This window comes from Candidatus Regiella endosymbiont of Tuberolachnus salignus, from assembly GCF_964020115.1.
In the GTDB taxonomy this organism is placed as follows: domain Bacteria; phylum Pseudomonadota; class Gammaproteobacteria; order Enterobacterales; family Enterobacteriaceae; genus Regiella; species Regiella insecticola.
Genome location: NZ_OZ026542.1, coordinates 879,233 through 904,877, shown reverse-complemented (window position 1 = coordinate 904,877; position 25,645 = coordinate 879,233). Strand labels below are relative to the sequence as shown.

Here is a 25,645-nt window from a genome sequence, read left to right as displayed (position 1 = left end):
TCCGCAATGATATTTATCTGATTTGAAATCAATGACTTATTTTTGGCATATTTATTGCTTTTAATAAGATATGGATCATTTCAACATAGTGAGAGGAATAATGGATAATAACATTAGTGGATTTAACATCAATGATCCTAAGTTTAAAAACCAAGCTAAAGAAATGGCTGCCAAGCAGTTTCACTTTCAATCCGCTAGGTTGGAAAAAGAGCGAAAAAATTTTCAGGTTGAAGAAAAGAGATGGCAGGGATTAAAAGAAAAATTAGAAACTTTTCGTGATGATCTTAACGCATTGAATGATGCTGCCATGGTACAAAATTCTCTCAGCAGCAGTGATCCTCAAGATGAATATGTCAGGATCAGCCACGATAGTAAAGCGATCAGAAGTTCGCATACAGTGGAGGTGATCGCGTTAGCCAGTGAGCATAAAATTATTTATAAATCCCTTGATGATGATCAGATTGCTAAGGCGAGTGGTTTATTAACATTGGCCATCAACAGTAAGTCATTTGAAATCGATTTATCTGCACTACAGAACAAGACGTTAGAAGGTTTGCAACAAGCTATCAATACGCATCCCGATAATAAAGGAATTGTTGCTTTAATTTATCGCCTCGATGGCAAAAAAACATTTAGCTTAGCAAGCAGTGAAAGCGGTATCGCCAACACAATGAGCGTTAGTTCTAGCCTATTGACTGGCGGAGAGGAGCGCCAAGCGCGAGATGCGCGGGTTAGCATTGATGGCCAAGAAACGAGCAATCCAAGCAATCAATTTGATGATATTGTGTCCGGCTTTTCCATTGAGCTGAAAAAACTTACTGGCTCTAGTCCCGTCTCTTTCTCTCTCTCTCTCGATACATCAGCAACGACACAACAAGTAGAAAAATTTGTTCAGGCATACAACGCCCTCGATGCTGTCGGTGATGAACATATTATGAAGTTAAAGCGTTCGTGTTTAGATGAAATAAGAGAACTGAAGACGCGAGTAGTACAAATAGAAAGAAGTGGAAAGCTGACAGTTGACAAAAATTTAGTCACTTTATTAAAACAAAATCCTAACGCTTTGACGACAATATTTAACGGCGAAAACGGACTGGTTAACCGTATGATAAATAAGTTATCGGTTTATTTTGATCCTCCCAAAAACATTAAAGGTGGTGAGGGTCTTCTTCAATCGAATTTTAGGCGCTTAGCAAATAAAGATAAGGCTCTTACCGCTAAGGAAGAAGAACACAAAAAAGCGTTGGAGCAATTTGAAGCAAAGTCAGAGGCAAGATTAAAGAAAATTGAGATCAATACGCGAAATAGCGAAAACCTAATCAAAGCTTATTTCCCATCAAGGCACTAATAGAAAAACGGAACCCGGTGTATGTATCAGAACCAAGATTATCGTTTGTATCAGCAGGATGATATCGCTGCTCAAGCTTGTGTTGCGACCTCGCATCAACTGGTGTTGATGTTGTTTTCAGCGCTGATGGATGAACTGATACGAACCAAAAGCCATATCAAAGCTAAGCGTTATGAACACAAGGCGACAAGCGTCAATAAATGCATTGATATTATCAATGTGTTGACGGCGGTGCTCGATTTTGACAACGGTGGCTCCGTTGCGGCGAATTTAGCACGTTTGTATGACTATTGCGTGTATCGGCTGTATGACGCCAGTAATCAGTTATCCATCGAGTTAATTATAGAGGTCGAAGGCATCATCACTAATCTTTATAACGGTTGGCAAACATTAGGAAAAAAATAAGGAATAAGGAATGAATGGAAATTTATGCAACGCTGATAAGAGGACAGTAAAGTGAGTACGCCGTCGATCAATTCTGCTCTACCAAGCGGGCAAAAAAGCGCAAACACAACACCTATTTCAATCGCTGAAGCATATGGGGCAGGAGCGGCAGAGTCGAAGGAAACATTTAACGATGTGTTCACGCAGATGGGAGCCGATCTATCAACCCCCTTAACCCCGGCTAGCCTGGTGAGTGAAGAAATCGACAGTCTGGCTGCTGTTGTTGATCCTTTGGATTTTGTGTTAGCGGCGCAAGGGCAGGAAAAAATGCCTCACAATGAGGCAATAGAAGCGCAAAATCAGCCGTTATTAGAGACGCTATTAGCCTCTTTGCCACCTTATTTAGCGCCGATGGGGATGCAGCAATCTGTATCCTCATCTGATGCTGAGCATGATAATGCATCCGCTCTCAGCCAAAACCGCTCTTTAACATCAGTAGAAACATCGGGGCGATGGTCAACGGCTGAAACTAAAGTCAATTTGGTCACGGCAAATGCAAAGGAGACATCTGAGGGCCTCATTGTACGCTCAAATCCGACGCCTGCTAATCCAACCAATGTGCCGACAACCTTAATAGCGCAATCTAATTTAAATCATGCTCCAGCGGGGGAGGGGGTTAGCGCTTTAGAGAAGCCGTTCACTCTAACAAACGATAAAGATCAATGGCCACAGCAATTACGTACGCTGCTGGGGGAAAGATTAAAGCTGCAAATAGAAAAGGGAACGCAGCACGCCAGTATTCGTCTTGATCCCCCTGAGATGGGGAAAATAGATATTTCTGTCAGTGTCAACGCGGGAAAGTTACAGATTCAGATTAATGCCAGTCAAGGGGATATTTATCATATGTTGCAACAAAGCAGTGACGAACTGCGGCAAAATCTAACGTCAGTGACGACCCATCAGGTGGAAGTGCAAATTTCTTCTGGTGACAAACAACAACAACAGAAACAACGGACACTTGAATCAGGATCACACATCAGTGCTGCTGGAAATATGACTATTGAAGAAGAGCAGAGTGCAGGTGGTGATGGCACTCTTTTAGCAACCGTTTAATGGATTAGTTTAGTGGGTTATTTATGATTATGTTTAAGAGGTCAAAAATACTGATATTTTTAGTTATTGTTGCCACTGTTGCTGCTGGATGGATGGCATTTAATTATCAGCGGAATATAAAAAAGGAGCGAATCAATCCACCCATATGGTGCCCAAAACATTTTGTGCGGGGAAGTAAACCGGTACAGTTTGTTGAAATTAAAAATATGGTTATCACGCTTAAGAATATCGATGATGAAGAGCGTTATATGCTATTAGAATTGGGCATTGCCACCGGTGATGACACGGATGTTAAAAAAGTAACAGCGCTAACACCTGCCATTCGTGGTGCCACTGTGAATTTACTTTCTGGTATGAATTATCAAGAAATCCGTAGTTTTACTATTGCTGATTTACGCCAAAGTTTAATGAGTGAATATCAAAGAAACTTTAATGAATTAAAAGTTCCTATGCCATTCGATGATGTTGTTATTAGTAAAATGGTTTTTCAATAATTCTATGACAATGATATGTATTGATGAAAATATAGCATTGACGTCTCTGGATGAAGGGAAATATCTTGATGCTTATTTACCCCTAGTAAAACGTGTCGTTCGGCAGCTATCGTTTCAAGCCGACAGCGTTTTAGAAAGAGAAGATATGCAGCAAATTGCATTAATGGGATTGCTTGAGGCTCTGCGCCGCTATGGGCATCCCGATCAACAATTTGCCGCTTATGCGGTGCATCGTATTCGCGGTGCAATACTGGATCAATTGCGTGAGCATGATTGGCGTCCCCGAAGATTAAGGCAAAAAACACACAAAACAAACGAAGCGATAAGAGAATTGGGAAAAAGGTTAGGGCATGAACCTAATTACGATGAGATTGCCGCAGAGTTATCCATTACCCCGCAAGAATATCAAGAGTATCTGTTATTAGAAAATGCCAAGGCTATGGAAAGTTTAGATGATCTTCTCTCGTTAGAAACGCATAACGATGCGCTGCAAAGCCGAGAGTTAGAGGAGCAAATGATTATCCAAGACAGTCTCAGGCAAGCCATTGGTACATTGGATGACAGAGAAAAGCTTATTTTAAGTCTTTATTATCAGCAAGAACTGAGTTTGAAGGAAATTGCATTGGTATTAGAGCTGACTGAAGCGAGAGTTTGTCAACTAAATAAAAAAATAGCAGAAAAAATTAAAAAATTTTGTAGCCATTGAGGAAGTTATGCAGAAGTTATTGGGTTTGATTATTATTATGTTCTGCGTTATTGGCGGTTATTTAATGTCGGGAGGCATTATGTCCTCTTTTTGGCAGCCAGGCGAAATTATTATTATTTTAGGGGCGGGGATGGGTGCCATGATTTTGGCTAATCCTAAATATGTATTAGTAGAAATGTGGCAACAAATAAAAAGTGTCGTCAGTAAAAATCAATATACTTTAGAATTTCAACAACAGTTGTTGTTGTTATTGTATGAATTATTAGAAATGGTTGATGAAGGAGGATTAAAGAAATTAGATGAACATATCGAAATTCCGGAAAATAGTACGCTATTTCAAAAATACCCGCTTATTTTGAAACATAAAGGTTTAGTCACCTTTATCTCAGATAATTTTCGTTTAATGGCGATGGGCAAGATAAATGAACATGAACTAGAAGGTATTCTAGAGCAAGAATTAGGCGCTGTTGAGGAACAACTGCTGGTGCCGTCGCGTTCTATGCAACGGACAGCAGAAGCCATGCCTGGTTTTGGTATTTGTGCTGCGGTGCTAGGTATTATTATTACCATGCAATCGATAGATGGCTCCATTGCTTTAATTGGTATTAAAGTTGCCGCGGCATTGATCGGCACCTTCCTCGGGGTATTTATTTGTTATTGCTTTATGGATCCTTTAGCCAATGCCATGGAGCAAGAAATGAAAAAGAGACTTTCTTTTTTCGAATGTGTCCGTATCGTTTTGGTCAATCATGTCGCCGGTAAACCTTCTTTATTGGCGGTGGATTCAGGGCGTAAAATGTTACCGCTTGATAATAAACCCACCTTCGCCACCCTTGATTCCTGGATTAACAAGATGGAAGGCGCCTAAATGAGAGGGCAAGCTCGAAGTACACATACCACCATCATCAAACGTTCCGCCAAGAAACATCATTCTGGTGTTCATACTGGAGCTTGGAAAGTCGCCTTTGCTGATTTTACTTTGGCAATGATGGCGTTGTTTATGGTGTTATGGATAGTCGGAGCCGTTTCGGAAGAAGAAAGACATGAAATTATGTCCCATATCCATGGCAATACCATATTCTCTAATCAGTCATTTCTTTCTATTCCGTTGAAGAATAAAAATGGCGCAGACAAAAATTTTGAGATGCTTCACACCAATAAGACACGTGACAGCATGAAAGAAAGGGCGCGCGAAAATCGTTTGAAGGAGCCTTTCAAGGAGCCCGATCAAATACGCAAAGAGGTTGTCGATAAATCGGCGACAGAAATGCAAGATCTATCGCGGATGGTGCTGGAAATCAGCAAAGCACATAATGCGCAATCCAATTTAAACATAGAAATGGTTCCACAAGGGTTGCGCATTTTGATACAGGACGATAAAAAGCGAGAAATGTTCCCGCGGAGTAGTGCATTGCTCACGCCTTTTTTCACACGCTTATTAGCTGAATTAGCCCCTGTTTTAAATGATCTCAACAATAAAGTTATTATTACGGGTCATACCGATGGTGCGCGTTATCGTGATCAGGAACTTTATAATAACTGGAATCTATCAGGAGAAAGGGCGATGGCGGCGCGACGGGCGTTAGAAAGAGGAGGATTAGATGATGCTCATATTTTACAAATCAACGCGATGGCTGATCAGATGTTGCTTGATGAAAAGGATCCTTTAGGCGCCGCAAATCGTCGTATTGAAATTATGGTGTTGACGAAAGCCGCCACCGAGATGTTGTATCAATTTTTTGGTGATCATAACCCAAAGGTGATCCAAACCGATTTGAGTGATCAGCATACAAAGGTGATCCAAACTGATTTAAGTGATCACCTTACAAAAGAGCTCAAACTGAGATAGAAAAATGATAGATGACGAAGTGTATACCCAATGAATTTCGAGTTACGGCAAGGCGGTAAGGGCGACCGACCGATGAGCGTAGACTACTACGTGATTCGGCGAGCACCCGCAGCCAACGCCGCCGTAACTTGAAAGGCGAAGGGTATATGTCACGCGAGACGATACGACCGGCGATGTAGTGTTGTCGAATCGACTAGATGCCAAAACATGGAATGAATTTTTTGAATTATTACATGAGATCGAGGTACCAACTGATTTTATGGTTGATCGGCCATTGAATGTACTGTCGAAAGCGGGGGGTATTTTTGATGACGAGATGGTTTTGCATGGCAAGGAAGAAAACAGGTGATAGCGACAGAGCAGTTTCGTCATCGCTAAGCATTGACTATAATGGCACCGCGTTTTTTTAGCGTCTGTTCGAAATCTCTTGTGTGGGGTTAAGAGATTTTGAACAGACGCTTAATGCTGTCCCCCAATGCTTTGCAAACAAGAGAAACTTTGCTTATGGAAATACTGCGCGGCTCTGCCGCTTTGTCGGCTTTTAAAATCACTAAACTGCTGTCTCGTTGTAAGGATTTGTGTTTACCGGTAGATGATATCTACGCTGAATATATTCATTTTGCTGATCTCAGTGCTCCATTAAATGCAGAGGAAAACACTAAGCTGGCACGTTTGCTTGAGTATGATTCTTCTGTTTCTCCTCGGCAAGCTACCTCAGAGCGCGTTGTGCCAGGGCGTTTACTGCTGGTAACACCGCGATTAGGTACTATTTCTCCCTGGTCTTCTAAAGCCAGTGATATTGCGCATAATTGTGGTTTATCTAAGGTATTACGTCTAGAAAGAGGCGTGGCTTTTTATATTCAAAGTGTCGAGTTGACATCGACGCAATGGCAGCAGTTGGCAGCAATGCTGCATGATCGTATGGTTGAAGCGGTATTTACCGATTTTCCCTCCGCGAAAGAGATTTTTCCTCAAAGTGCTTCTCATATACCCACAGCCCTTGAAGTTGCCGCTAGGCGGCCAGGGGGTGAGACCGATGAGCGTAGACAACTACGTGATTCGGCGAACACTCGCAGCCAACAACGCGGCGGCTTCAAAGGCGAAGGGTATATACCCACAGCTTTAAAACAGGTCAATATCCTGAGCCAAGGGCGCACCGCATTAGAGCACGCTAATAACCAGCTCGGTCTTGCCTTAGCCAAGGATGAAATTGATTATTTATTCGACTCTTTTACTCGTTTGGAGCGTAATCCAACCGATGTTGAGCTGTATATGTTTGCGCAGGCCAATTCAGAACATTGTCGTCATAAAATTTTTAATGCCGATTGGGTTATTGATGGTATTAAGCAATCTCGTTCGTTATTTAACATGATTAAAAATACTTTCGAGCAAACGCCAGACTATGTGTTATCAGCCTATAAAGACAATGCGGCAGTCATGGAGGGATCACGAGTCGGACGTTTTTTCCCCGATGCTGAGACTGGGATCTATGATTATCATCAAGAAGAAACGCCTATTTTGATGAAAGTGGAAACGCATAATCATCCGACGGCGATATCTCCTTGGCCGGGAGCGGCTACTGGCTCAGGCGGTGAAATTCGTGACGAAGGTGCCACCGGGCGGGGTGCTAAGCCGAAAGCCGGTTTAGTCGGTTTTTCCGTTTCTAATTTACGTATTCCTAAGTTTGAACAACCTTGGGAAGAAGACTTCGGTAAACCGGATCGTATTGCCACTGCATTGGATATTATCACCGAGGGGCCTCTTGGCGGGGCAGCATTTAATAATGAATTTGGCCGCCCGGCATTATTGGGCTATTTCCGCACTTATGAAGAACGGGTGAAGGCTCGGTTGAAGAGCGATAATAGCGATGAAAATCGCTATGAATTACGGGGTTATCATAAACCGATTATGTTGGCGGGGGGGATAGGCAATATTCGCGCTGATCATGTACAAAAAGGTGAAATTCCTGTCGGCGCAAAGCTGATCGTCCTCGGTGGTGCAGCGATGAATATCGGTTTAGGGGGAGGCGCTGCCTCTTCGGTCACCTCTGGCCAGTTAGGGGCAGAGTTAGATTTTGCTTCGGTACAACGGGATAATCCAGAAATGGAACGCCGTTGCCAAGAAGTGATCGATCGCTGCTGGCAGCGGGGCGATAAGAATCCAATCTTATTTATTCATGATGTCGGCGCAGGGGGTCTGTCAAATGCGATGCCGGAATTAGTCAATGATGCGGGGCGGGGCGGAGATTTTGAATTACGCGCCATCCCGAGCGATGATCCCAGCATGAGCCCATTGGAAATATGGTGTAATGAATCACAAGAACGTTATGTGTTGGCAGTCAATCCCGATCAAATGAAAGAATTTGATGAAATCTGTCAGCGTGAACGTACGCCTTATGCGGTAATTGGTACAGCCACCGCAAAACAAGATCTGACAGTGAAGGATAGTGAATTTAATAATCATCCTATTAATATTTCATTGGATATATTATTAGGAAAACCGCCAAAAATGGTACGAGAGGTGACTCGTTTACCCGTCTGCGCTGAAGTGCTGAATCGTGAAAAGATCGCCATTGCTGACGCCGTAGAGCGTATTCTGCATCTCCCGACGGTAGCTGAAAAAACCTTCCTGATCACCATAGGCGATCGCAGTGTAACCGGGATGGTAACACGTGATCAGATGGTGGGGCCTTGGCAAGTTCCGGTAGCCGATTGTGCCGTCACCAGTGCCAGTTTAGACAGTTATCATGGCGAAGCGATGTCTATTGGTGAACGTGCGCCAGTGGCGCTGTTGGATTTTGCCGCCTCTGCGCGTTTAGCGGTCGGTGAAGCATTGACCAATATCGCCGCGACTCAGATTGGCGAATTAAAACGGGTTAAGCTTTCGGCTAACTGGATGTCTGCCGCGGATCATCCAGGTGAAGATGCTGGGTTGTTTGATGCTGTGCGTGCGGTAGGTGAAGAACTTTGCCCTGCGCTCGGTTTAACTATCCCGGTAGGAAAAGATTCGCTGTCGATGAAAACCTGTTGGCAGCAAGGCGATAAACAACGGGAGATGATTTCGCCATTGTCATTGGTGATCACGGCCTTTGCGCGGGTTGAAGATGTTCGTAGTACCGTCACGCCACAGCTACAGCTTGCTCCGGAAGACCGTGATGATAAAAAAGATAATAATGATAAAAATGCGCTTTTATTGATCGATTTAGGGGCGGGTCACAATGGATTGGGGGCAACCGCCTTGGCGCAAGTTTACCGACAATTAGGGGATAAAGCGGCTGATATTCGTAATGTGTCCCAATTAGCCGGTTTCTTTAATGCGATGCAATCTTTGATTGCCGATCGCGCACTGCTGGCTTATCACGATCGATCTGACGGCGGTTTGTTGGTGACATTAGCCGAAATGGCCTTTGCAGGGCACTGTGGTATTGATGTGAACATTGCGTCCTTGGGGGAAGATACCTTAGCGGCGCTATTTAATGAAGAATTGGGCGCGGTGATCCAAGTTTCTTCTCAGCAGCGTAGCAAAGTGGAACAATGTTTAGCCGACCATGGTTTAGCAGATTGCGTGCACTATTTAGGCCGTGCGACTGCCGGGGATGATTTTATTATCCGCCACGGCAATGAAGAGCTATACCAGGAGAGTCGTACCACTTTACGTTGCTGGTGGGCTGAAACCACCTGGCAAATGCAGCGGTTACGTGATAATCCGGATTGTGCTGATCAAGAGCATCAGGCGAAAAAAGACAATACTGATCCCGGTTTAAACGTGAAATTAACTTTTGATCTCAACGAAAAGATTGCAGCGCCTTATATTGCCCAAGAAATACGGCCAAAAGTGGCGGTATTGCGTGAGCAAGGGGTGAATTCTCAGGTTGAGATGGCGGCGGCATTTCATCGTGCGGGGTTTGATGCTGTCGATGTGCATATGAGTGATCTACTCACGGGAAGAATAAATTTAACCGATTTTCAAACCTTGGTTGCCTGTGGGGGATTCTCTTACGGCGATGTGTTAGGCGCCGGTGAGGGATGGGCGAAATCTATTCTGTTTAATAACCGCTTACGAGATGAATTTACCGCTTTTTTTCATCGCTCAAACACGTTGGCATTAGGTGTTTGTAATGGCTGTCAAATGATGTCTAATTTACGGGAATTAATTCCTGGCGCAGAGCATTGGCCTCATTTTAAGCGTAATTTATCGACACGTTTTGAGGCGCGTTTCAGCTTAGTGGAAGTGGTTGCCAGCCCTTGTTTATTTACACAGGATATGGCCGGTTCACGTTTACCTATTGTTGTTTCACATGGTGAAGGGCGAGTTGCAGTAGCAGATAAAGATTTAACGCTATTGGAAGAAAAAAATCAGGTGGTACTCCGTTTTGTCGATAATAAAGGGATATGCACTGAGCAATACCCCGCTAATCCAAATGGCTCTGTCAAGGGGATCACAGCGCTAACCAGTACCAGTGGCAGGGCGACCATCATGATGCCGCATCCAGAACGTGTTTTCCGTACGGTTAGCCATTCTTGGCATCCCGCGGACTGGGGTGAAGACAGCCCTTGGATGCGTATGTTTCGTAATGCAGGTAAGCGATTTAAATAGCATAATTGATTATATAGCCGAATCAGTTTGAAGGAGAGACTGTGGGTATAAAAAAACGGCTCTCTGAGCCGTTTTTTAATTTCCTACCATCACTAAAAATATTATTTTAAGTCTATTTTTTAATCGTTAACATTAGCCACTGAGAGCCTAAAGATTTGGAACAGGCTCTGAGAAGCTAAAAGCTAATTAAATCTATTCACCAGAAGTGTGGGTAATGTCGGTAAAAATGCATTGGGCACGTTGGACATAACATTGAAAAGATTTATTTTTTCAGGGTTTGCCCAGCCATGAATTTCTGCGATTAATGTGTCCATTAAGTTAACTTCTTTGTTTTTGCTATCGGCATTGGTCAATAGGTCACTTTGATTAACCTCAGATTCAGTTGCATTAGTGGTAAGCGGGGCTTCAGTATTTTCTTTTGTTAAAAAGCTATTGATTAATTTTTGATTAGCATCGTAATGTTCAGTGCACTTCTTAAATAATTTACCCTCACTATCATAGAAATAATCGACTTCACTACGACCTATAAACTGATTATCATCATCGTATTTTGATTCGATTAGATGAATTAATTTATCTTTTTGATCGGTAAATTCATGCTGGATAGTTAATAAGTTACCTTCAGCATCATAATTAAATGTCATGCTATTTGTGCCAACGATTTTTTTATCGGCGTCATATTCCGCTTCTTGCTGGGAAACCAATTGGCCATTAGCATCATATTGATACTTAACCTCAGCAGTGCCGATCAATACACCTTTTGGATCATATCTTGACGTGCTTTTTTTCAGTAAACGTCCTTCGGTGCCATAATCTTGGAAATTTTTTACATATTCAGTGGGTTGATTATCTGCATCATAATGTATTTGATTTTCCGTTAACAAACGACCCTTTGGATCGTAATCAAATTCGCTATTTATTTGCTTAACCATTTTTTTATTGGCGTTATATTCTGACTGAGTATGATAAGTTAACAGACCCTGAGCATCATAGACGGCTTCACTACTGTCAGTCATTAAACCGCTGGTATCGTAGTTAAATTCTCTTTTTCTGATACTCACGCCCCTCTCAGTGGTATCATATTTCGTTTTTACTTTCTGAATTAATTGATTATTGGCATCGTACTTTAATTCAAGACTGCCTGTCATCACATCACTTGAATCGTATTCAAATAGGGTTTTAACGGTATTTACCAACTCACCTCTAGTGTTATAGTGAGACACTACCCGGTAAGTAAAATGATTATTGATATCGTAGGTAGAACGCGAGCAGCTGACGAGTTGATTATTTTTATCATACTTATTGATGACTTCTTCATAGCCGATGAAATTATCATCGATATAGTTAAGTATAAAAACATTGATTAATTTATTATCTTTAAATTCTTGTATATGTATGTGCGCATTATCGTCAACGATTTTATATTTTTTTTCTGCACCAATAGCGGATGAAGTATCATTATTGTATCGATGGAGCTGAGCGGTTTTATCTACGATCATTTTATTGATGGCGTTTAATAAATGATAGTCTTGCATGCTTATAGTAGGAAAGGGGCCACCCGCAATTAACGCAAGGGTATTAGTGTGAGATAAATATTGATTCATATATGAGGCTCCATTATTTGATTTTTTATATAAATAAACTTGTATATTTATTAATTTAATATGCAAGGTAATATTATGCATTAATAATTTACAACGGATAAATCTTCTATCTTACTTCCTAGTTCATAACATGAATTAATATTTAAATGATCGAATATAAATAACATTTATAATGCAAATACCAATATAGCATAACAGAATTATTATTTATTGGATCAGCTTAGATAATTTTTTATTTAAATGAGATAACGTGTTTTTTATTGTTTGAAGCTGGTCGATATAACGACCAGCAGGTCGAAATATTAATGTTTAACCTTCAGATCATTTTTAATACTTTTCACACCGTCAATTTTTTTATCTTCGATCGCTTTTTGTGCTTTTTCTATTTGTTCTTTATTTTCTACATCACCGCTAAGATGCACCACACCGCTATTAGTCTCTACCTTTACATCATGTGATGCCACACCACTGGTCGCGAGTAATAGGGCTGTTATTTTGGTGGTAATGGCGGCATCCTTGGCATATTCACCAATGGATTGACCCTCGCCCGGTTTTGCACCGCCAGCTTTAGCGGCTTCCGCGGCGGTTTTTTCAGCCTGAGCAGGGTCTTTCGACGCCACTTCACCGACTTTTTTATCGACTTCTTTTATCGCCTCATCGATTTTGTTTCCTGTTTGTTCAATCGACTTTTCTGTTTTATTCGATACGGGCTCTTTAGCGAAGATGCTACCGCTCATACTGGCCATACCTAAGGTGGCGGCTATAAGTGAATAAGTAAATTTTTTATTTTTCATCCATCTATTCCTGTGTTAGTTATGAAACCAGTAGTTTAGTGAAAAGTATTAACCGGCTACTTCAGTAAACAATATAGACTATTATCAAGATAATGCTGTCAAATTAGATTGGAAAAAATAAATGTTGTTTTCAGTTGAAAAAATAGCTCGGTTATCGCCGAGCTATCATGGGTTAATGTTCTCTGGTTTTATGAAATAATACTTCAGGGTAGCGTTCCTGTGTAATATTAAGATTGACCATGGTAGGAGCGATATAACTGAGATTTTTGCCACCGTCATGTGCCAAATTCAATTCGTTTTTACGTTTAAATTCTTCCAGTTTTTTTATATCTTGACATTCGATCCAACGCGCAGTAGCAACGTTGACTGATTCATACACTGCTTCAACGTGGTATTCATTTTTTAAACGGGCAGCGACCACATCAAATTGCAGGATCCCTATTGCCCCTACGATTAAATCGTTATTGGCAATGGGGCGGAATACCTGTATCGCCCCTTCTTCTGAAAGTTGAACCAGCCCCTTCAATAACTGTTTTTGTTTTAGTGGATCACGCAGGCGAACACGACGAAACAGCTCAGGAGCAAAATGGGGGATCCCGGTAAATTTTAGTGCTTCACCCTGCGTGAAAGTATCGCCAATCTGAATAGTGCCGTGATTATGTAATCCAATGATATCCCCAGCAAACGCTTTTTCAATTTGCGTACGATCCCCGGCCATAAATGTTAGCGCATCGGAAATAGTCACTTCTTTTTGCGTTCTGACTTGATGCAGTTTCATGCCTTTTTCATAACAGCCAGAAACAATACGCATAAACGCTATCCGATCGCGATGTTTTGGATCCATATTGGCTTGAATTTTAAATATAAAACCAGAGAATTTTTCTTCCTCTGCGCTGACTTGCCGTAAATGGGTTTGACGTGACAGAGGCGCAGGCGCCCAAGCGGTTAGTCCATCTAACATATGATCGATACCAAAATTACCTAACGCGGTGCCAAAGAATACGGGTGTTAGATCACCTGATAAAAAAGAATCATGCTCAAAGGGATGAGAAGCGCCTTGTACCAGTTCAATCTCTTCACGTAGCTGCGTTGCTAGATCGTCCCCGACGAGGGTATCGAGCTCTGGATTATTGAGCCCTTTAAGGATACGTACTTCTTGAATGGTATGGCCTTTACCCTTTTGATACAGATAGGTTTCATCTTTATAAAGGTGATAAACGCCTTTAAATAATTTACCGCAGCCGATTGGCCAGGTAATAGGGGAGCAAGGCATTTTTAGCTTTTGTTCCACTTCATCTAGTATTTCCATTGGACAACGGATCTCACGATCCAACTTATTCATAAAGGTTAAAATTGGCGTATTACGTAAGCGCGTCACTTCCATCAGCTTACGTGTACGATCTTCAACCCCCTTGGCGGCGTCTATTACCATCAGGCAACAATCGACGGCGGTTAAGGTACGATAAGTATCTTCAGAGAAATCTTCATGACCGGGGGTATCAAGTAAATTGACTAAATATTGACCATAGGGAAATTGCATTACCGAGGTGGTAATTGATATCCCGCGTTGTTTTTCCATTTCCATCCAATCAGATTTTGCATGCTGATTCGATCCTCGGCCTTTTACCGTCCCCGCAGTTTGTATCGCCTTGCCAAAAAGTAATATTTTTTCAGTGACAGTAGTTTTTCCTGCATCAGGGTGGGAGATGATAGCAAAGGTTCTTCGCTTGTTTATTTCATTGAGAAAATTCTGATCGGCCATTAATAAAATCTTTTAGTTTGTACACGGATTTGTACCTATTTTTGGAAGTACCTTCTTTCGGCTCTTCGCTGGCCAAATCCGTCATATTAATTTTAATTGGCCGCTATTTTCGCTGATCCTGATTTTATAAACAATCAATGTAAAAAATTGATAGTTTTTTTCATTCTAGTCTATCTTTTTTAGAGTGTGTGCATAGGAGCATTACGGTCTTTAGTAGTGAGAGCATTCAAAGGAAGATATGGAAATTGGGATCATAAGACGCTGGGAAAGGTTTGTTAATTTTGCTCATGGTAATTCGCTGATTGTACCTCTGGATCATGGTTTTAGTATGGGGTCAATAGCAGGGCGGGATCCCACTTTAATTTGAACTCTATGTAGGCAGAATGCTCATAAGAGTATTTGTCCTAATGAATATCTAAACATGAGCATTTTAAAGCAATTAGCCCTGATTCCTGACCCACGTAAAGATATCAATATTAACACCAATTGATCGATGATTAACTCTGTTGATGCAATCCAAGTTTCCCAGGGGGTTTTGCCATAACAATACCTGCCTGAATGAGGTCGCTCTGTGTTGTAGAATGTGAGCCATTTATCGATGTCTTGCTGAATGTCTTCCAATGATGAATAAATTTTACGCGGAAACATGACGTCATAACATTCATTTTTCATCGTTTTATGAAACCGCTCACAGAACCCATTGGTCTGCGGGCTGTACGCTTTTGTCCGCGTATGTTCGATATCTTCTCGCTCCAAGTAAAGCTGATAGGCATGGTTTTCCTTTTTACCCGAGTATTCTGAGCCTCTGTCAGTCAGGATACGCAATAAGGGAACCGCTTGCTCATCATAGAATGGCAGCACCTGGTCGTTTAACACATCTGCTGCAACCAAGGCATTTTTCTCTGTATAGACCTTAGCAAAGGCGACTCTGGAATAGGTATCAATAAAGGTCTGCTGATAAATTTTACCGACGCCTTTAATGTGCCCCACGTAGTAAGTATCCTGAGAGCCGAGATAGCCCGGGTGTTGCGTTTCAATTTCACCCTGTGCTTCCCGTTTATCTTGCACTTTTTCCAGTGCTTGCAGCTGGGCTTCGGTGAGTAAATATCCCTCCTGCGCTACCTTAGCTTCCAAGGCAGAAAGGCGTTTCTTGATATTTTCTAGGTCATGGCGCAACCAAACCGAGCGAACACCACTGCCCGAAATCATTATCCCCTGTCGGTTGAGTTCATTCGCTACGCGGTGTTGTCCATAAGCAGGATAGTCGTAAGCCATATTCACCACCGCTTGTTCTATATGCGGTTCTACCCGGTTTTTTTCGATAGGTTTTTTACGACTTATCTCTACTAGCGCTGGTTCACCTCCCTGCTCATACAGCTTTTTAAACCGGTAATAGCTGTCCCTACTGTAGCCCATGACTTTACACGCTGACTGAACATTACCCAATTGTTTCGCCAGTTCCAGTAAGCCTAATTTCGGTTTGATTATTTTTGCTGTTTGATTCATCTCTAACACTCCTTTATCTCATACTAAACATATTAGAATGTCAGATTAAATTCAAACTTTTACACATATGTGCCGTTTTTCGCCGGAGCAATATGAAGATGATCTGTTTCATCGATTCGGCATCCACTGTCCCGATCAGATATCCAGATCGGTACCCAAGCGCCGAATGGAATATCTTGCAGGCCGATATTCAGCAAAGGCCACGCTCCAAGCGTTCCCGGTGGAAACATCCCAAGTGATCATCGGGGCGAACAGGTGTCCCGTCTTTCCGTCACCGTTGATGGGGTCTATCTCCCACAGCAGGAATGTTGCCTGCTGTTCGGTCAGTCTGTCTGACGGCATTACCGCTCTGGGTGTTGATATCGAGCATTTTATCGCCGGGGAGCAGGTGATCGACATCGGTGACAGCGTCATCAACGATGATGAATCTCGTCTTCTTAGCTCCTTCGCATGCCCCTATAATCAGCTTTTTACCGCGGTATTTTCTGCCAAGGAAAGCCTTTTCAAGGCGCTCTATCTCCAGGCGGGTTTCTATTTTGGCTTCGATTATGCGGCATTGAGACATCTGGAGCCGGATAACCATATTATGGTTTTCGAGCTGACCAAGCCGATCTCAAAAGCGTTCCCGCAAGGAAAAGTGATTTTTACCAAATACTATTTTATGGAAGATAAGGTTTTCACTTTGGTAGCAGTCTAAATCGCTACTATGCTTACCCACATGGCACCTTTACCTGCTGCATAACGCGCCAATTGGATTAATTTTCCACAGCTTTTATCAATACGATAAACGACAATGTGATCGGACTGTTGCCCTGCGGCAATCAAAAAATCACCATTAGAATCAATATTGAATCCACGCGGCTGATCTTCTGTTCGTTGATGCCCGATTAATGTAATAACAGTTCCATCGTTGGAAACAGTAAAAATCGCCAGCAAGCTGGTGGTGCGATCACTAATATAGAGATAACGTCCATCCGGTGTGATATGAATATCCGCTGCCCAACAGGTATCAGAGAAGTTAGCAGGCAAGGCATTAATTGTTTGGAGCAAAGTATATTGTTTAGCATCATCGCTGTATTGATATACATCCACCGTACTATTAAGTTCATTCACACAATAACTCACAGGATGTTTAGGATGGAATGCCATATGACGCGGCCCGGCTCCTTTTGCCGTAATGAGTTCTTTCTGCAAATGCGGTGTTAATTCGCCATCAGGCGTTAAATTAAACAGTTTTATCTTATCTTCTGTTAAACAAGGCACTAATAGTAGTTGGTTAGTGGGAACTTGATTCACTGAATGAGGTGTCTTTAAGTTACTCAGTTGTTGAGTCCAGTCTTTGACCATCCCGTTTTTATCTATTGGGCTAACGCTGACGCAATTGCCGCTGTAAGAGGCAGAAAACAAAAAATTCCCCGCTAGATCAGTTGAAATATGTGTCGGACTAGCAGGCAGTGCAGCTCTAGCCAACGGTTGTAACCTACCATCGGCAGCAATACGATAAGTGATTATGGCAAAATCGGGTCGTACACCAATATACAGGCGAGTTTTATTCGGATTGATAACCATCGGTTGTACTTGACCGTCTACTTCTTCAGTTTGTAGCGGAGTTAATTTTCCACTGCTATCTAATTGCCATACATCAATCTGTTTGCTATTTGGGCTTGCCACGTATACGATTTGTTTCATCAATCACTCCTTGGGGTCTATTCGAAACCTGTTATGCTCCTGATACATTTGTCAAAATATTGACTTATTTTTTGACGACAGAAAATCCATTATTTTTGAAAATCGTACTGGCTGTTGGGCTTTTCAGATAAGCGTAGAAAGCATTGACGTTAGGATTATCATGACCATTGACAATGGCCATTGGGTATTCAATTGGCTTATGGCTTTGATCGGGAAAGACGCCAACCACTCTGACTCTATCGGTGGTGATGGCATCGGAACCGTAAACAATACCCAATGGTACTTTTGCTAATTCTACTAACGCCAATGTGGCGCGTACGTTATTGGTGCGCACTATTTTTTGCTCAAGCATTGGCCAGGCTCCCCAGTATTCCAATGCTTGTTTTGCATAAATTCCAGCAGGAACATGATCAAAATCACCTAACGCCAATAACCCTCCATCCAATAAATTTTTCCAATTGGTCTGTTTATCAATAGCTACGTTATAAATATTACTGTCTATTGGTGCTACCAATACTAATTCATTACTTAATAATGTATAACGGCTAGTAGCGATAATTGATTCTTTTTCAGCAAGATAATCCATAGAGTGTTGATCAGCCGAAATAAATAAATCTGCTAAGGTTTCCTTCTCTGCTATTTTTTTAGCCAGTGTGAAAGAGGAATCATACAATACGACAACCTCTATCTGTGTTTCCATTTGGTATTGTTTGCTAATATCCTTTAATGCGTTAGTCAATGAAACAGCAGCAAACACTGTAATTTTTCCCTCTGCTATAGCAGGAACGCCCCATGCGTAGGCAAGAGCAATGCCTAGGATCCATTTAGCCCACGGATATTTCATCCCTTTCCCCTTCATAGAAAACATCGTTATTTCAACAAAAGACTTCCCGCATAACTCACCTTGTGGTGCGAATGTTAGCTTACGCGGTGCTCACATTGTTGTGTATACCCTTCACCTTTGAAGCCCCCGCCGCGTTGTTCTGCGTCATCGGCTCACGCCCCCTTTAACTTGAAAGACGGTGGATATACACCGCGGTTGCTGTGCTTCGGGTGTTTTGACTTCGCACCTCTCGCTCTGGTTTTGCAAGAAGTCTTTTGTCAAAAACGAGCTCAAAATGCTCATTTACTGTAATGTAAACTGCGCTTTTTCGCTCGTTTTTTCCTCGTCTAAGCACCGCTTAAAGAAGATTTCGAATAGGCTCTAAAGATATAAGGTACCTCGAAATGAATGATTTGCTGCTCAATATAGACGATTCCGCCTAGCTTAAAAGCTTATACCCTTCGCCTTTCAAGTTACGGCGGCGTTGACTGCGGGCGCTCGCCGAATCACGTAGTATGTCTACGCTCATCGGTCTCACCCCCTTGCCGCCTTGCCGTAACTCGAAATTCATTGGGTATATAGCCAAGTCAGTTTAATTTGATTCGGCTATGTGGCCACGTTATCTAATTAATGCTTGATTATTGATATCGTAGTATTGCTCACAGGCTTGTAAAGTATTTTGCATCAGTGTGGCAACTGTCATTGGCCCAACTCCCCCCGGCACTGGGGTGATCCAACCTGCTCGCTGCTGTGCGGTCGCAAATTCAACATCACCGACGATTTTATCATTAACACGATTGATCCCAACGTCAATCACGATGGCGCCTGGCTTGATCCATTCACTTAAGATAATGCCAGGATTACCCACAGCGACAATTAACAAATCAGCAGTTTCAACATGTTGTCTAAGATTAGTCGTGTGTCTATGCGTGACGGTAGTGGTACAACCGGCAAGCAAAAGTTCTAAACTCATAGGGCGACCGACGATATTCGATGCACCAACCACTACGGCATGCATGCCTTTTATATCAATTTTATTTTTTTCTAATAACGTCATGATGCCACGAGGTGTGCAGGGGCGTAGTTTAGGCTTTCTTTGACATAAACTACCAATATTATAAGGATGAAAACCATCAACGTCTTTAGCGGGGTGAATACGTTCTAAGATGGTAGCATTATCAATGTGGGCAGGGAGGGGCAACTGAATCAAGATACCATCAATTTTATCATCTTGATTCAGTTCATCAATCTTCGCTAATAGTTCAGCCTCAGTGGTACTTTCAGGTAAATCGTACAGAGAAGAAAAAAAATCGACTTCCTCACAGGCTTTTACTTTACTACCGACATAAATTTGTGACGCTGGATTTGCGCCAACCAATACCACTGCCAAGCCTGGACGGCGTTTAGCTTCAGCTACGCGCTGTTTTACCGATTTGGCGATATTATTTTTTATTTCTTGAGAAATCATTTTACCGTCAATAATTTTTGCTGACATCGACTGAGGGATCCATTAATTAAAAAAGCGAGAATAAATCTATTTTGTCAGAAGCAAGCTGTGCTGTCAGGTTTAGAATAGTAATTAATTTAAGAAAAAATAGACAGAGGCTAAATTGTAAGATGAAAAACATTGACTCAAGAAGCGCTGCCCGTATAATCCTGCCCCAAGGTCACACGCGCCCTTAGCTCAGCTGGATAGAGCAACGGCCTTCTAAGCCGTAGGCCGCAGGTTCGAATCCTGCAGGGCGCACCAATAATATCAAGGGGTTAGGTGTTCTTCCTCCCCGCTTCTTTACAGGTATGGGACAGATTTGGGACATCATTATCAAAAATCGCGTCAATGTGCTTGGCGTGTTCAGTCAAATGACGAGGGGAAAGGTGGGCATACCTCCGTACCATGTCGATTGACTCCCATCCCCCCATTTCTTGTAAAACAGACAGGGGAACACCCGCCTGTATCAGCCAGCTTGCCCAAGTGTGTCTCAAATCATGAAAACGGAATGCTTCTATCCCTGCTCGCTTCAATGCCTGCTTCCACGCCGAGTTAGCATCGACACGCATCTTCCGCACGGAGGGCGTTAGTGTGCCATCCGTGCGGGTTTTCGCTTCCGTATACACAAATACCCATGTGTGGTGTTTTCCTATTTGATCGCGGAGAATTTTGCAGGACGTCTCATTGAGGGCTACCCCAATAGCCTGACCAGATTTGCTGTCTTCAGGATTAATCCATGCCACGCGGCGTGGCATGTCAATTTGCTTCCATTCCAGGTTAATGATATTGGAACGGCGAAGACCGGTAGCCAGTGCAAATTTGACCACCGACTTTAACGGCTCTGGGCATTCATCAATCAGTCGTTGCGCTTCTGCGGGTTTAAGCCATCGAATACGTTTATTTTTCACTTGTGGCACTTTGATAACGGGCGCTTTTTCAAGCCACTTCCAGTCTCGTTCGGCAGTACGCAGCAGTGACTTCATTAATGCAAGATGTTTAGCTTTAGTCGAGAGGGTGACTGCTTTTTCCTGATATTCCGGTGCCTTCTGACCTTTTCTTACCATTGCCTCAGATTGTAGTCGCCAGTTTTCAGCATAGCGACGGTTCGTCATTTTGCTTATTGCCGCGTAGATCCTGGCTTCAGTCAACTCCTTAAGCTTTACACCTTCAAAATGCAACAGCCAAAATCCCATCCGGCTTTTGTCATCATCAAGCGATTTTTTGTCGGCCTTTTCCTCTAACCAGCGTAAGCAAGCTTCTTCAAGAGTCACCTCAGGGAGATTATCCAGCTTGTCTATTCTCCACAATTCAGCTTTTCGTTTATCGTGCAATTCCTGAGCTTGCCGCTTGTCCTCTGTGCCAAGAGATTCTTTAATTCGCTTGCCTTCCGGTAACGAGTAGCTCGCGTACCATATTTTTCCTCTGCGGAAGATTGACATAATTTCTCCTCGTGCAACCTGCCGTCGCTCACGGCGACAGTGTGGATCGGATTGTTCAATGCAGCAAGACAGGTTTGCAGGGTGAACAGGTAGGGAGACTTCTTTTTGGTTGGATCTTTACGTGTTGCTTGAATTCTTCCCGATTTAACCCACTGCGATAACGTGGGGCGGGATACGCCGACAATTAAAGCGGCTTCATGCCGTGTGAGTGATTGTTTTTTCACTGGATTACCTCTGCTTATTGTGAGCCGATCAAATATGGCAAAGCCTCAGTCTCGCCGTGTGCATGTGCAGGACGAATTGCCGTGAGGTAGCCTGTTTGCTTGGTGTCAACGCTACTTTAGATTGACCACTTTTTGCTACTTTAAAATGTCCAGTTTTTGCTAATTTTCCTGTTGGGTTTCTATTCCAGGCGCCTGGATAATATCAGTCGTTTTTATAGGCAACATGCCTGCTTTGCGTTTATTTTTGAGTCGATAGCTTTCTCCTTTAATATTCAATGTGGTTGAATGATGTAAAAGCCTGTCTAAAATCGCAGTTGCTAAAATGTGATCACCGAATACGTCCCCCCAATCAGTAAAACTTTTATTTGATGTGAGAATGATGCTCGCCTTTTCATAACGACGGCTCAATAACCTGAAAAATAGGCTAGCTTCTTCGCGATTCATCGGTAAATACCCGATTTCATCCAGTATTAATACCCTGGCATAGCACAGTTGCTGAAGTTGGCGTTCCAGACGGTTTTCTTGCTTTGCCTTCATTAAGGTACAGCAGAGTCTATCCAGAGGCATAAACAATACCCGATGCCCAGCTGTAGCTGCCTTGACAGCCAGCGCTATCGCCAAATGCGTTTTCCCTACCCCAGGTGGGCCTAACAAAATGACGTTTTCATGATGTTCGACAAACCTCAGCCCCGCCAGCTCGCGGATAATTTTCCTGTCTATACTTGGTTGGAAAGTAAAGTCAAATTGCTCCAAGGTTTTTATCCACGGCAAACGTGCTTGTTTTAACCGCGATTCCAAGCCTTTTTGGTGACGCCCGTTCCATTCCTGGGCTAATGCCTGCTGGAGAAATTCACGGTAGTTCAGTGCTTTCTTGGTGGCTTCTTCACATAAACTCTCCAACGCATCGCCCAGGTAATCCATTTTTAACCGTATCAACAAGTTTTCCATTTCCATCAGAGTAGCTCCTCATACACACTGAGCGAACGAGACGCTACTCGATTGACCTGTTGCCAAAGGGCTTGATGATGTTCTGGCACCTTTTGCCAGCCCTGCGTTACCTCCTGCAAGAGATGCGTCGCGAGCAGTTGCTCATCGCCGTAAATACGTAGCGTATTATCTAAACCGATACGAATATTAACCGCACGACCACACCAGAATGAAGGCACGCTATAGCGATTACCTCTGACATCGATATAGCTGTCCCATGCCACTTGTCGTAGGTCGAAGTAGCTGGTATCGAAATCAGTCGCAGGGAGTGGCATCAAGGCTATTTTTTCCTCAGCAAAACGATTTTCCGGTGTCTGCTTGAATTGACGAAGATGACGCTGGTCTGCCACTTTCGCCAGCCACATCGCTAGCAGTTGATTAACATGAGCGAAACTCTCAAACTGACGGTAGCGAGTGAAAAAATTGTGTTTAACATAGCCCACCATCCGTTCGGTTTTGCCTTTCGTTTGCGGTCGATAAGGCTTACAGGCGCGAGGGCTAAACCCATAGTGATTAGCCAGTTGCAGGAAGCCCGCATTGAACTCGATGTGGCCATTTTGTCCATGTTTGATAACAGCGGCTTTTTGGTTATCTACCAAGACATTTTTTACGCTGCCACCGAAGTAATTGAAGCTGCGAACCAGCGATTCATACGTGTGCTCAGCATCTTGCTTAGGGGCAGCAAAGACATGAAAGCGACGCGAAAAACCGAGCGTATTAACGGCAAAATTAACCGTACAGGCAGAGCCTGCCACCTCAACGATGATTTCTCCCCAATCGTGTTGAAGTTGATAACCGGGGAGGGTTTCAAAGCGTACCGTGTTTTTCGAGGCCCTGAGCGGACGTTTGGGATGTATATAACGTCGGAGCATCGCACTCCCACCCCGGTAGCCTTTTTCACGGATTTCCTCAAAAATAACCGCCGCATTCCAAACCTGTTCACTCAACCTTGAATCGATGTAGTCTTTAAAGGGCTCGAGTTTAGCAACCTGTTTTTTACCGCGTTTTGCTGTTGGCGGCGCAGGATAGCTAATGTGCCGTCTCACCGTTTTTTCTGAACACCCTATCTGATGGGCAATATCAACAATAAATGCCCCCTGTTGATGGCGTTGTTTTATCATGTAGTGGTCCTCTCTTCTTAGCATGCTTATTTCCCTCATGGCTTTGTCACCACAAAGGAAACTGCATTCTGGCTTGAGTGGACAAATTAAATTAGCAATTTACGGTCTTTTATCATTAGCGCTGACACTTGGAGATGGGATCTTATTAAGGCATGCAGTTAACGTTGATTACACCGTCTCTGTTATGCTCTGCAGTTCCGCCTTTCTGTCATAGAAAACGTGAATGATCTTTCTTGCTTCACGGATATTCTGGTCTATCATGTTGATACAGCTTTACTTTGATAAAATACTTGAATCATCTGGCGATAACCTTCATCGGTGTTGGTAAAGCGCAGGGTCTTGCCTTGAATACGGATGAGTAGGACGTTGCTCTCGATGTGATAACGCATGTTGGATCACCTTTCTGACGTAATGTATTGATAAAATTATGCTAACGGGTGCGAAGGCCGGAGACGATGTTGTCTAACAGTACGTCTTTCACGTGAGCAACCGCCATGACGATTCCGCCCGTAATGAAAGAGTTATCATGGATGTATTCCTTGGGTTAATCAGAATGGTTTGCTGAAGGTTGACCGGATCGTTCAGATTCTTGCCAAATCGCAAACCCCTTTCCGTCATCGACCAATAGCATTTCTCCTTGTCTGAGGTTTTGGTACTGGGGCGTGACGCTCTTTCAACGATGTCAAGGAGCTGCAGACGCTTGTAACCGGACTCTGGTGGTTCAGCGCCAGCATTTCAATAAGCCAGTATCTTCGCTGGAGTTTTTGCCATCTGGTGCATCAATCGCATACGCAGGAAGCCTATTAGGTAAACCACATGCCGTTTGAAGCTGCTTGAGTGACCCCAGTACAGCAGATGGTGTCAGACGGAATGCTTGTTTAGCAAAATTGATGAAATCCAGTCCGACCTAAACCTGATCGATGAGAGGCTGAACGTTCCCGATGACTGCCTTATCAAACGTGCGGATAACCTTGAGGTTGAAAGCAGCACTGATCCACATCGCATAGGCGTAAATCAGTTCTTTATAGGCAAAAGTTTCCTGTTCAGAGCCACCACGGATAACATCGGTGAGTTCAATTCTGGTCGAGTTGTATTTTTGCAAATCGCTTATTAATTAAACGGTTTGCTCATTGTGGAGTTAGAAAGCAGGTTGGTGTCTGTCTTGCTTATCCGCGGCTTTGTGCAAATCACTCAGGCAATAACGCTCGAAAACATCCTGGCGAACAATGATATTATCGATAATGACTACATTATTTAGCATGAGAAAACCTTCTCAAATGATAGCGATAAATGGAGTCCCAGCACATTGAGAATAGGGGGCTTGACCTAGGATTGGGTGATCGTCAATCTTTGCACTAAATCAGCACGTTTTCCTTGGCTTCCTGTTAGTGCCAGAGGGTTGATGTCTTCTCTGAACCTCTATTTTAAATCAATTTATAACACTTAAGCTATAATTTCGGGCTTTGATGATTTTTCAATAAGTTAATCTCTAAATTCTGCCATCAATAATTATTGAGTTTGTGTTGTCACAAGCTTTTATTAAAGGACGTTTATAGTTTCCTTCACCATTCTCTTTATGAATGGTATTCAAATATAAGGTTAAATTCGTCAGTGGTGACTTCAACGCCAGCAACAACGGGCAGGTTTACTTTAACTCTCCGTAGTGAAATGATGTTTTGTTGTGAATAATGATGCAGGCCTGGTTAATCATTGAACC

At 42.9% G+C, this 25,645-nt stretch carries 25 protein-coding genes and 1 tRNA gene; 13 read left to right on the top strand and 13 right to left on the bottom strand.

Annotated elements, in window-relative coordinates; translation table 11 throughout:
* Window positions 1–100 precede the first annotated feature (100 nt).
* The 9 genes from fliD to purL all read left to right on the top strand — a co-directional run bounded on the left by fliD (window position 101) and on the right by purL (window position 10,490).
* Window positions 101–1,348, top strand: a complete 1,248-nt coding sequence (fliD, locus tag AACL30_RS04635; protein WP_339057870.1) for a flagellar filament capping protein FliD — start codon at window positions 101–103, stop codon at window positions 1,346–1,348.
* A 21-nt stretch (window positions 1,349–1,369) separates the two neighbouring features.
* Window positions 1,370–1,753, top strand: a complete 384-nt coding sequence (fliS, locus tag AACL30_RS04630) for a flagellar export chaperone FliS (protein ID WP_339057869.1) — start codon at window positions 1,370–1,372, stop codon at window positions 1,751–1,753.
* Window positions 1,754–1,804: 51 nt separating this feature from the next.
* Window positions 1,805–2,845: a flagellar hook-length control protein FliK gene (locus AACL30_RS04625; RefSeq protein ID WP_339057868.1), complete on the top strand. Its 1,041-nt coding sequence runs from the start codon at window positions 1,805–1,807 to the stop codon at window positions 2,843–2,845.
* A 23-nt stretch (window positions 2,846–2,868) separates the two neighbouring features.
* Entirely contained in the window at window positions 2,869–3,339 is a 471-nt protein-coding gene (locus tag AACL30_RS04620) for a flagellar basal body-associated FliL family protein (RefSeq protein ID WP_339057867.1), read from the top strand.
* A 10-nt stretch (window positions 3,340–3,349) separates the two neighbouring features.
* The gene (locus AACL30_RS04615; protein ID WP_422389592.1) at window positions 3,350–4,045 is read left to right on the top strand and encodes a FliA/WhiG family RNA polymerase sigma factor; all 696 of its coding nucleotides are present in this window, start codon (window positions 3,350–3,352) and stop codon (window positions 4,043–4,045) included.
* 7 nt (window positions 4,046–4,052) lie between these two features.
* Entirely contained in the window at window positions 4,053–4,913 is an 861-nt protein-coding gene (motA, locus tag AACL30_RS04610; RefSeq protein WP_339057866.1) for a flagellar motor stator protein MotA, read from the top strand.
* Window positions 4,914–5,894, top strand: a complete 981-nt coding sequence (lafU, locus tag AACL30_RS04605; protein WP_339057865.1) for a putative lateral flagellar export/assembly protein LafU — start codon at window positions 4,914–4,916, stop codon at window positions 5,892–5,894.
* A gap of 181 nt (window positions 5,895–6,075) precedes the next feature.
* Window positions 6,076–6,243 (top strand): hypothetical protein, encoded by a 168-nt coding sequence (locus tag AACL30_RS04600; RefSeq protein WP_339057864.1) that lies wholly within the window; start codon window positions 6,076–6,078, stop codon window positions 6,241–6,243.
* Window positions 6,244–6,398: 155 nt separating this feature from the next.
* Complete coding sequence (gene purL, locus AACL30_RS04595; RefSeq protein WP_339058389.1) at window positions 6,399–10,490, top strand: phosphoribosylformylglycinamidine synthase; 4,092 nt, start codon at window positions 6,399–6,401, stop codon at window positions 10,488–10,490.
* Between the two features lie 182 nt (window positions 10,491–10,672).
* Here the strand turns inward: purL and AACL30_RS04590 are convergent, their stop codons facing one another.
* The 4 genes from AACL30_RS04590 to AACL30_RS04575 all read right to left on the bottom strand — a co-directional run bounded on the left by AACL30_RS04590 (window position 10,673) and on the right by AACL30_RS04575 (window position 16,156).
* Window positions 10,673–12,094 carry a hypothetical protein gene (locus AACL30_RS04590; RefSeq protein ID WP_339057863.1) on the bottom strand — a complete coding sequence of 474 codons (1,422 nt, stop codon included), beginning with the start codon at window positions 12,092–12,094 and terminating at the stop codon, window positions 10,673–10,675.
* A gap of 302 nt (window positions 12,095–12,396) precedes the next feature.
* Window positions 12,397–12,888 (bottom strand): BON domain-containing protein, encoded by a 492-nt coding sequence (locus AACL30_RS04585; protein WP_339057862.1) that lies wholly within the window; start codon window positions 12,886–12,888, stop codon window positions 12,397–12,399.
* A 172-nt stretch (window positions 12,889–13,060) separates the two neighbouring features.
* Entirely contained in the window at window positions 13,061–14,650 is a 1,590-nt protein-coding gene (gene prfC / locus AACL30_RS04580; protein WP_339057861.1) for a peptide chain release factor 3, read from the bottom strand.
* A gap of 387 nt (window positions 14,651–15,037) precedes the next feature.
* Window positions 15,038–16,156 carry an IS481 family transposase gene (locus AACL30_RS04575; protein WP_339057860.1) on the bottom strand — a complete coding sequence of 373 codons (1,119 nt, stop codon included), beginning with the start codon at window positions 16,154–16,156 and terminating at the stop codon, window positions 15,038–15,040.
* A gap of 67 nt (window positions 16,157–16,223) precedes the next feature.
* Between AACL30_RS04575 and AACL30_RS04570 the strand changes: the two genes are divergently transcribed.
* Window positions 16,224–16,853 (top strand): 4'-phosphopantetheinyl transferase family protein, encoded by a 630-nt coding sequence (locus tag AACL30_RS04570; RefSeq protein WP_339057859.1) that lies wholly within the window; start codon window positions 16,224–16,226, stop codon window positions 16,851–16,853.
* Here AACL30_RS04570 and pgl read toward each other — a convergent pair.
* From pgl to folD, 4 genes are all read right to left on the bottom strand, one after another.
* Window positions 16,850–17,845, bottom strand: a complete 996-nt coding sequence (gene pgl / locus AACL30_RS04565) for a 6-phosphogluconolactonase (RefSeq protein ID WP_339057858.1) — start codon at window positions 17,843–17,845, stop codon at window positions 16,850–16,852. The two genes, AACL30_RS04570 and pgl, sit on opposite strands and share 4 nt — an antisense overlap.
* Before the next feature lie 64 nt (window positions 17,846–17,909).
* Window positions 17,910–18,689 carry a molybdate ABC transporter substrate-binding protein gene (modA, locus tag AACL30_RS04560; RefSeq protein WP_339057857.1) on the bottom strand — a complete coding sequence of 260 codons (780 nt, stop codon included), beginning with the start codon at window positions 18,687–18,689 and terminating at the stop codon, window positions 17,910–17,912.
* A gap of 418 nt (window positions 18,690–19,107) precedes the next feature.
* Entirely contained in the window at window positions 19,108–19,239 is a 132-nt protein-coding gene (locus tag AACL30_RS04555; protein WP_260200217.1) for a hypothetical protein, read from the bottom strand.
* 48 nt (window positions 19,240–19,287) lie between these two features.
* A complete protein-coding gene (gene folD, locus AACL30_RS04550) occupies window positions 19,288–20,163 on the bottom strand; it encodes a bifunctional methylenetetrahydrofolate dehydrogenase/methenyltetrahydrofolate cyclohydrolase FolD (protein WP_339057856.1) in 876 nt (291 codons plus the stop codon).
* Between the two features lie 178 nt (window positions 20,164–20,341).
* Between folD and AACL30_RS04545 the strand changes: the two genes are divergently transcribed.
* Window positions 20,342–20,418 (top strand) — tRNA-Arg (locus AACL30_RS04545).
* Window positions 20,419–20,432: 14 nt separating this feature from the next.
* Here AACL30_RS04545 and AACL30_RS04540 read toward each other — a convergent pair.
* The 3 genes from AACL30_RS04540 to istA form a co-directional block, all read right to left on the bottom strand.
* The gene (locus AACL30_RS04540; RefSeq protein WP_339057855.1) at window positions 20,433–21,596 is read right to left on the bottom strand and encodes a site-specific integrase; all 1,164 of its coding nucleotides are present in this window, start codon (window positions 21,594–21,596) and stop codon (window positions 20,433–20,435) included.
* 383 nt (window positions 21,597–21,979) lie between these two features.
* A complete protein-coding gene (istB, locus tag AACL30_RS04535; protein WP_339058365.1) occupies window positions 21,980–22,777 on the bottom strand; it encodes an IS21-like element helper ATPase IstB in 798 nt (265 codons plus the stop codon).
* The gene (gene istA, locus AACL30_RS04530; protein WP_339056344.1) at window positions 22,774–23,952 is read right to left on the bottom strand and encodes an IS21 family transposase; all 1,179 of its coding nucleotides are present in this window, start codon (window positions 23,950–23,952) and stop codon (window positions 22,774–22,776) included. The genes istB and istA overlap by 4 nt, the downstream gene beginning before the upstream one ends.
* On the opposite strand from istA, the gene AACL30_RS04525 reads away from it, so the two are divergent.
* Window positions 23,951–24,142, top strand: coding sequence for a hypothetical protein (locus tag AACL30_RS04525; RefSeq protein ID WP_339057854.1), 192 nt, complete (start codon window positions 23,951–23,953; stop codon window positions 24,140–24,142). The genes istA and AACL30_RS04525 overlap by 2 nt on opposite strands.
* Window positions 24,143–24,185: 43 nt before the next feature.
* On the opposite strand, the gene AACL30_RS04520 is transcribed toward AACL30_RS04525, so the two are convergent.
* Window positions 24,186–24,317, bottom strand: coding sequence for a hypothetical protein (locus AACL30_RS04520; RefSeq protein ID WP_260200216.1), 132 nt, complete (start codon window positions 24,315–24,317; stop codon window positions 24,186–24,188).
* A 518-nt stretch (window positions 24,318–24,835) separates the two neighbouring features.
* Window positions 24,836–25,030: a KilA-N domain-containing protein gene (locus AACL30_RS04515; RefSeq protein ID WP_050749342.1), complete on the bottom strand. Its 195-nt coding sequence runs from the start codon at window positions 25,028–25,030 to the stop codon at window positions 24,836–24,838.
* Window positions 25,031–25,060: 30 nt separating this feature from the next.
* On the opposite strand from AACL30_RS04515, the gene AACL30_RS04510 reads away from it, so the two are divergent.
* Window positions 25,061–25,186, top strand: coding sequence for a hypothetical protein (locus AACL30_RS04510; protein WP_339057853.1), 126 nt, complete (start codon window positions 25,061–25,063; stop codon window positions 25,184–25,186).
* Window positions 25,187–25,645 lie beyond the last annotated feature (459 nt).

Bases quoted from the DNA above. Each gene is read 5' to 3' on its own strand.
- fliD (WP_339057870.1), top strand. From the start codon at position 101: ATGGATAATAACATTAGTGGATTTAACATCAATGATCCTAAGTTTAAA.
- fliS (WP_339057869.1), top strand. From the start codon at position 1,370: ATGTATCAGAACCAAGATTATCGTTTGTATCAGCAGGATGATATCGCT.
- AACL30_RS04620 (WP_339057867.1), top strand. From the start codon at position 2,869: ATGATTATGTTTAAGAGGTCAAAAATACTGATATTTTTAGTTATTGTT.
- AACL30_RS04615 (WP_422389592.1), top strand. From the start codon at position 3,350: ATGATATGTATTGATGAAAATATAGCATTGACGTCTCTGGATGAAGGG.
- motA (WP_339057866.1), top strand. From the start codon at position 4,053: ATGCAGAAGTTATTGGGTTTGATTATTATTATGTTCTGCGTTATTGGC.
- lafU (WP_339057865.1), top strand. From the start codon at position 4,914: ATGAGAGGGCAAGCTCGAAGTACACATACCACCATCATCAAACGTTCC.
- purL (WP_339058389.1), top strand. From the start codon at position 6,399: ATGGAAATACTGCGCGGCTCTGCCGCTTTGTCGGCTTTTAAAATCACT.
- AACL30_RS04590 (WP_339057863.1), bottom strand. From the start codon at position 12,094: ATGAATCAATATTTATCTCACACTAATACCCTTGCGTTAATTGCGGGT.
- AACL30_RS04585 (WP_339057862.1), bottom strand. From the start codon at position 12,888: ATGAAAAATAAAAAATTTACTTATTCACTTATAGCCGCCACCTTAGGT.
- prfC (WP_339057861.1), bottom strand. From the start codon at position 14,650: ATGGCCGATCAGAATTTTCTCAATGAAATAAACAAGCGAAGAACCTTT.
- AACL30_RS04575 (WP_339057860.1), bottom strand. From the start codon at position 16,156: ATGAATCAAACAGCAAAAATAATCAAACCGAAATTAGGCTTACTGGAA.
- AACL30_RS04570 (WP_339057859.1), top strand. From the start codon at position 16,224: ATGTGCCGTTTTTCGCCGGAGCAATATGAAGATGATCTGTTTCATCGA.
- pgl (WP_339057858.1), bottom strand. From the start codon at position 17,845: ATGAAACAAATCGTATACGTGGCAAGCCCAAATAGCAAACAGATTGAT.
- modA (WP_339057857.1), bottom strand. From the start codon at position 18,689: ATGAAATATCCGTGGGCTAAATGGATCCTAGGCATTGCTCTTGCCTAC.
- AACL30_RS04555 (WP_260200217.1), bottom strand. From the start codon at position 19,239: ATGAATTTCGAGTTACGGCAAGGCGGCAAGGGGGTGAGACCGATGAGC.
- folD (WP_339057856.1), bottom strand. From the start codon at position 20,163: ATGTCAGCAAAAATTATTGACGGTAAAATGATTTCTCAAGAAATAAAA.
- AACL30_RS04540 (WP_339057855.1), bottom strand. From the start codon at position 21,596: ATGTCAATCTTCCGCAGAGGAAAAATATGGTACGCGAGCTACTCGTTA.
- AACL30_RS04525 (WP_339057854.1), top strand. From the start codon at position 23,951: ATGCTTATTTCCCTCATGGCTTTGTCACCACAAAGGAAACTGCATTCT.
- istA (WP_339056344.1), bottom strand. From the start codon at position 23,952: ATGCTAAGAAGAGAGGACCACTACATGATAAAACAACGCCATCAACAG.
- AACL30_RS04520 (WP_260200216.1), bottom strand. From the start codon at position 24,317: ATGCGTTATCACATCGAGAGCAACGTCCTACTCATCCGTATTCAAGGC.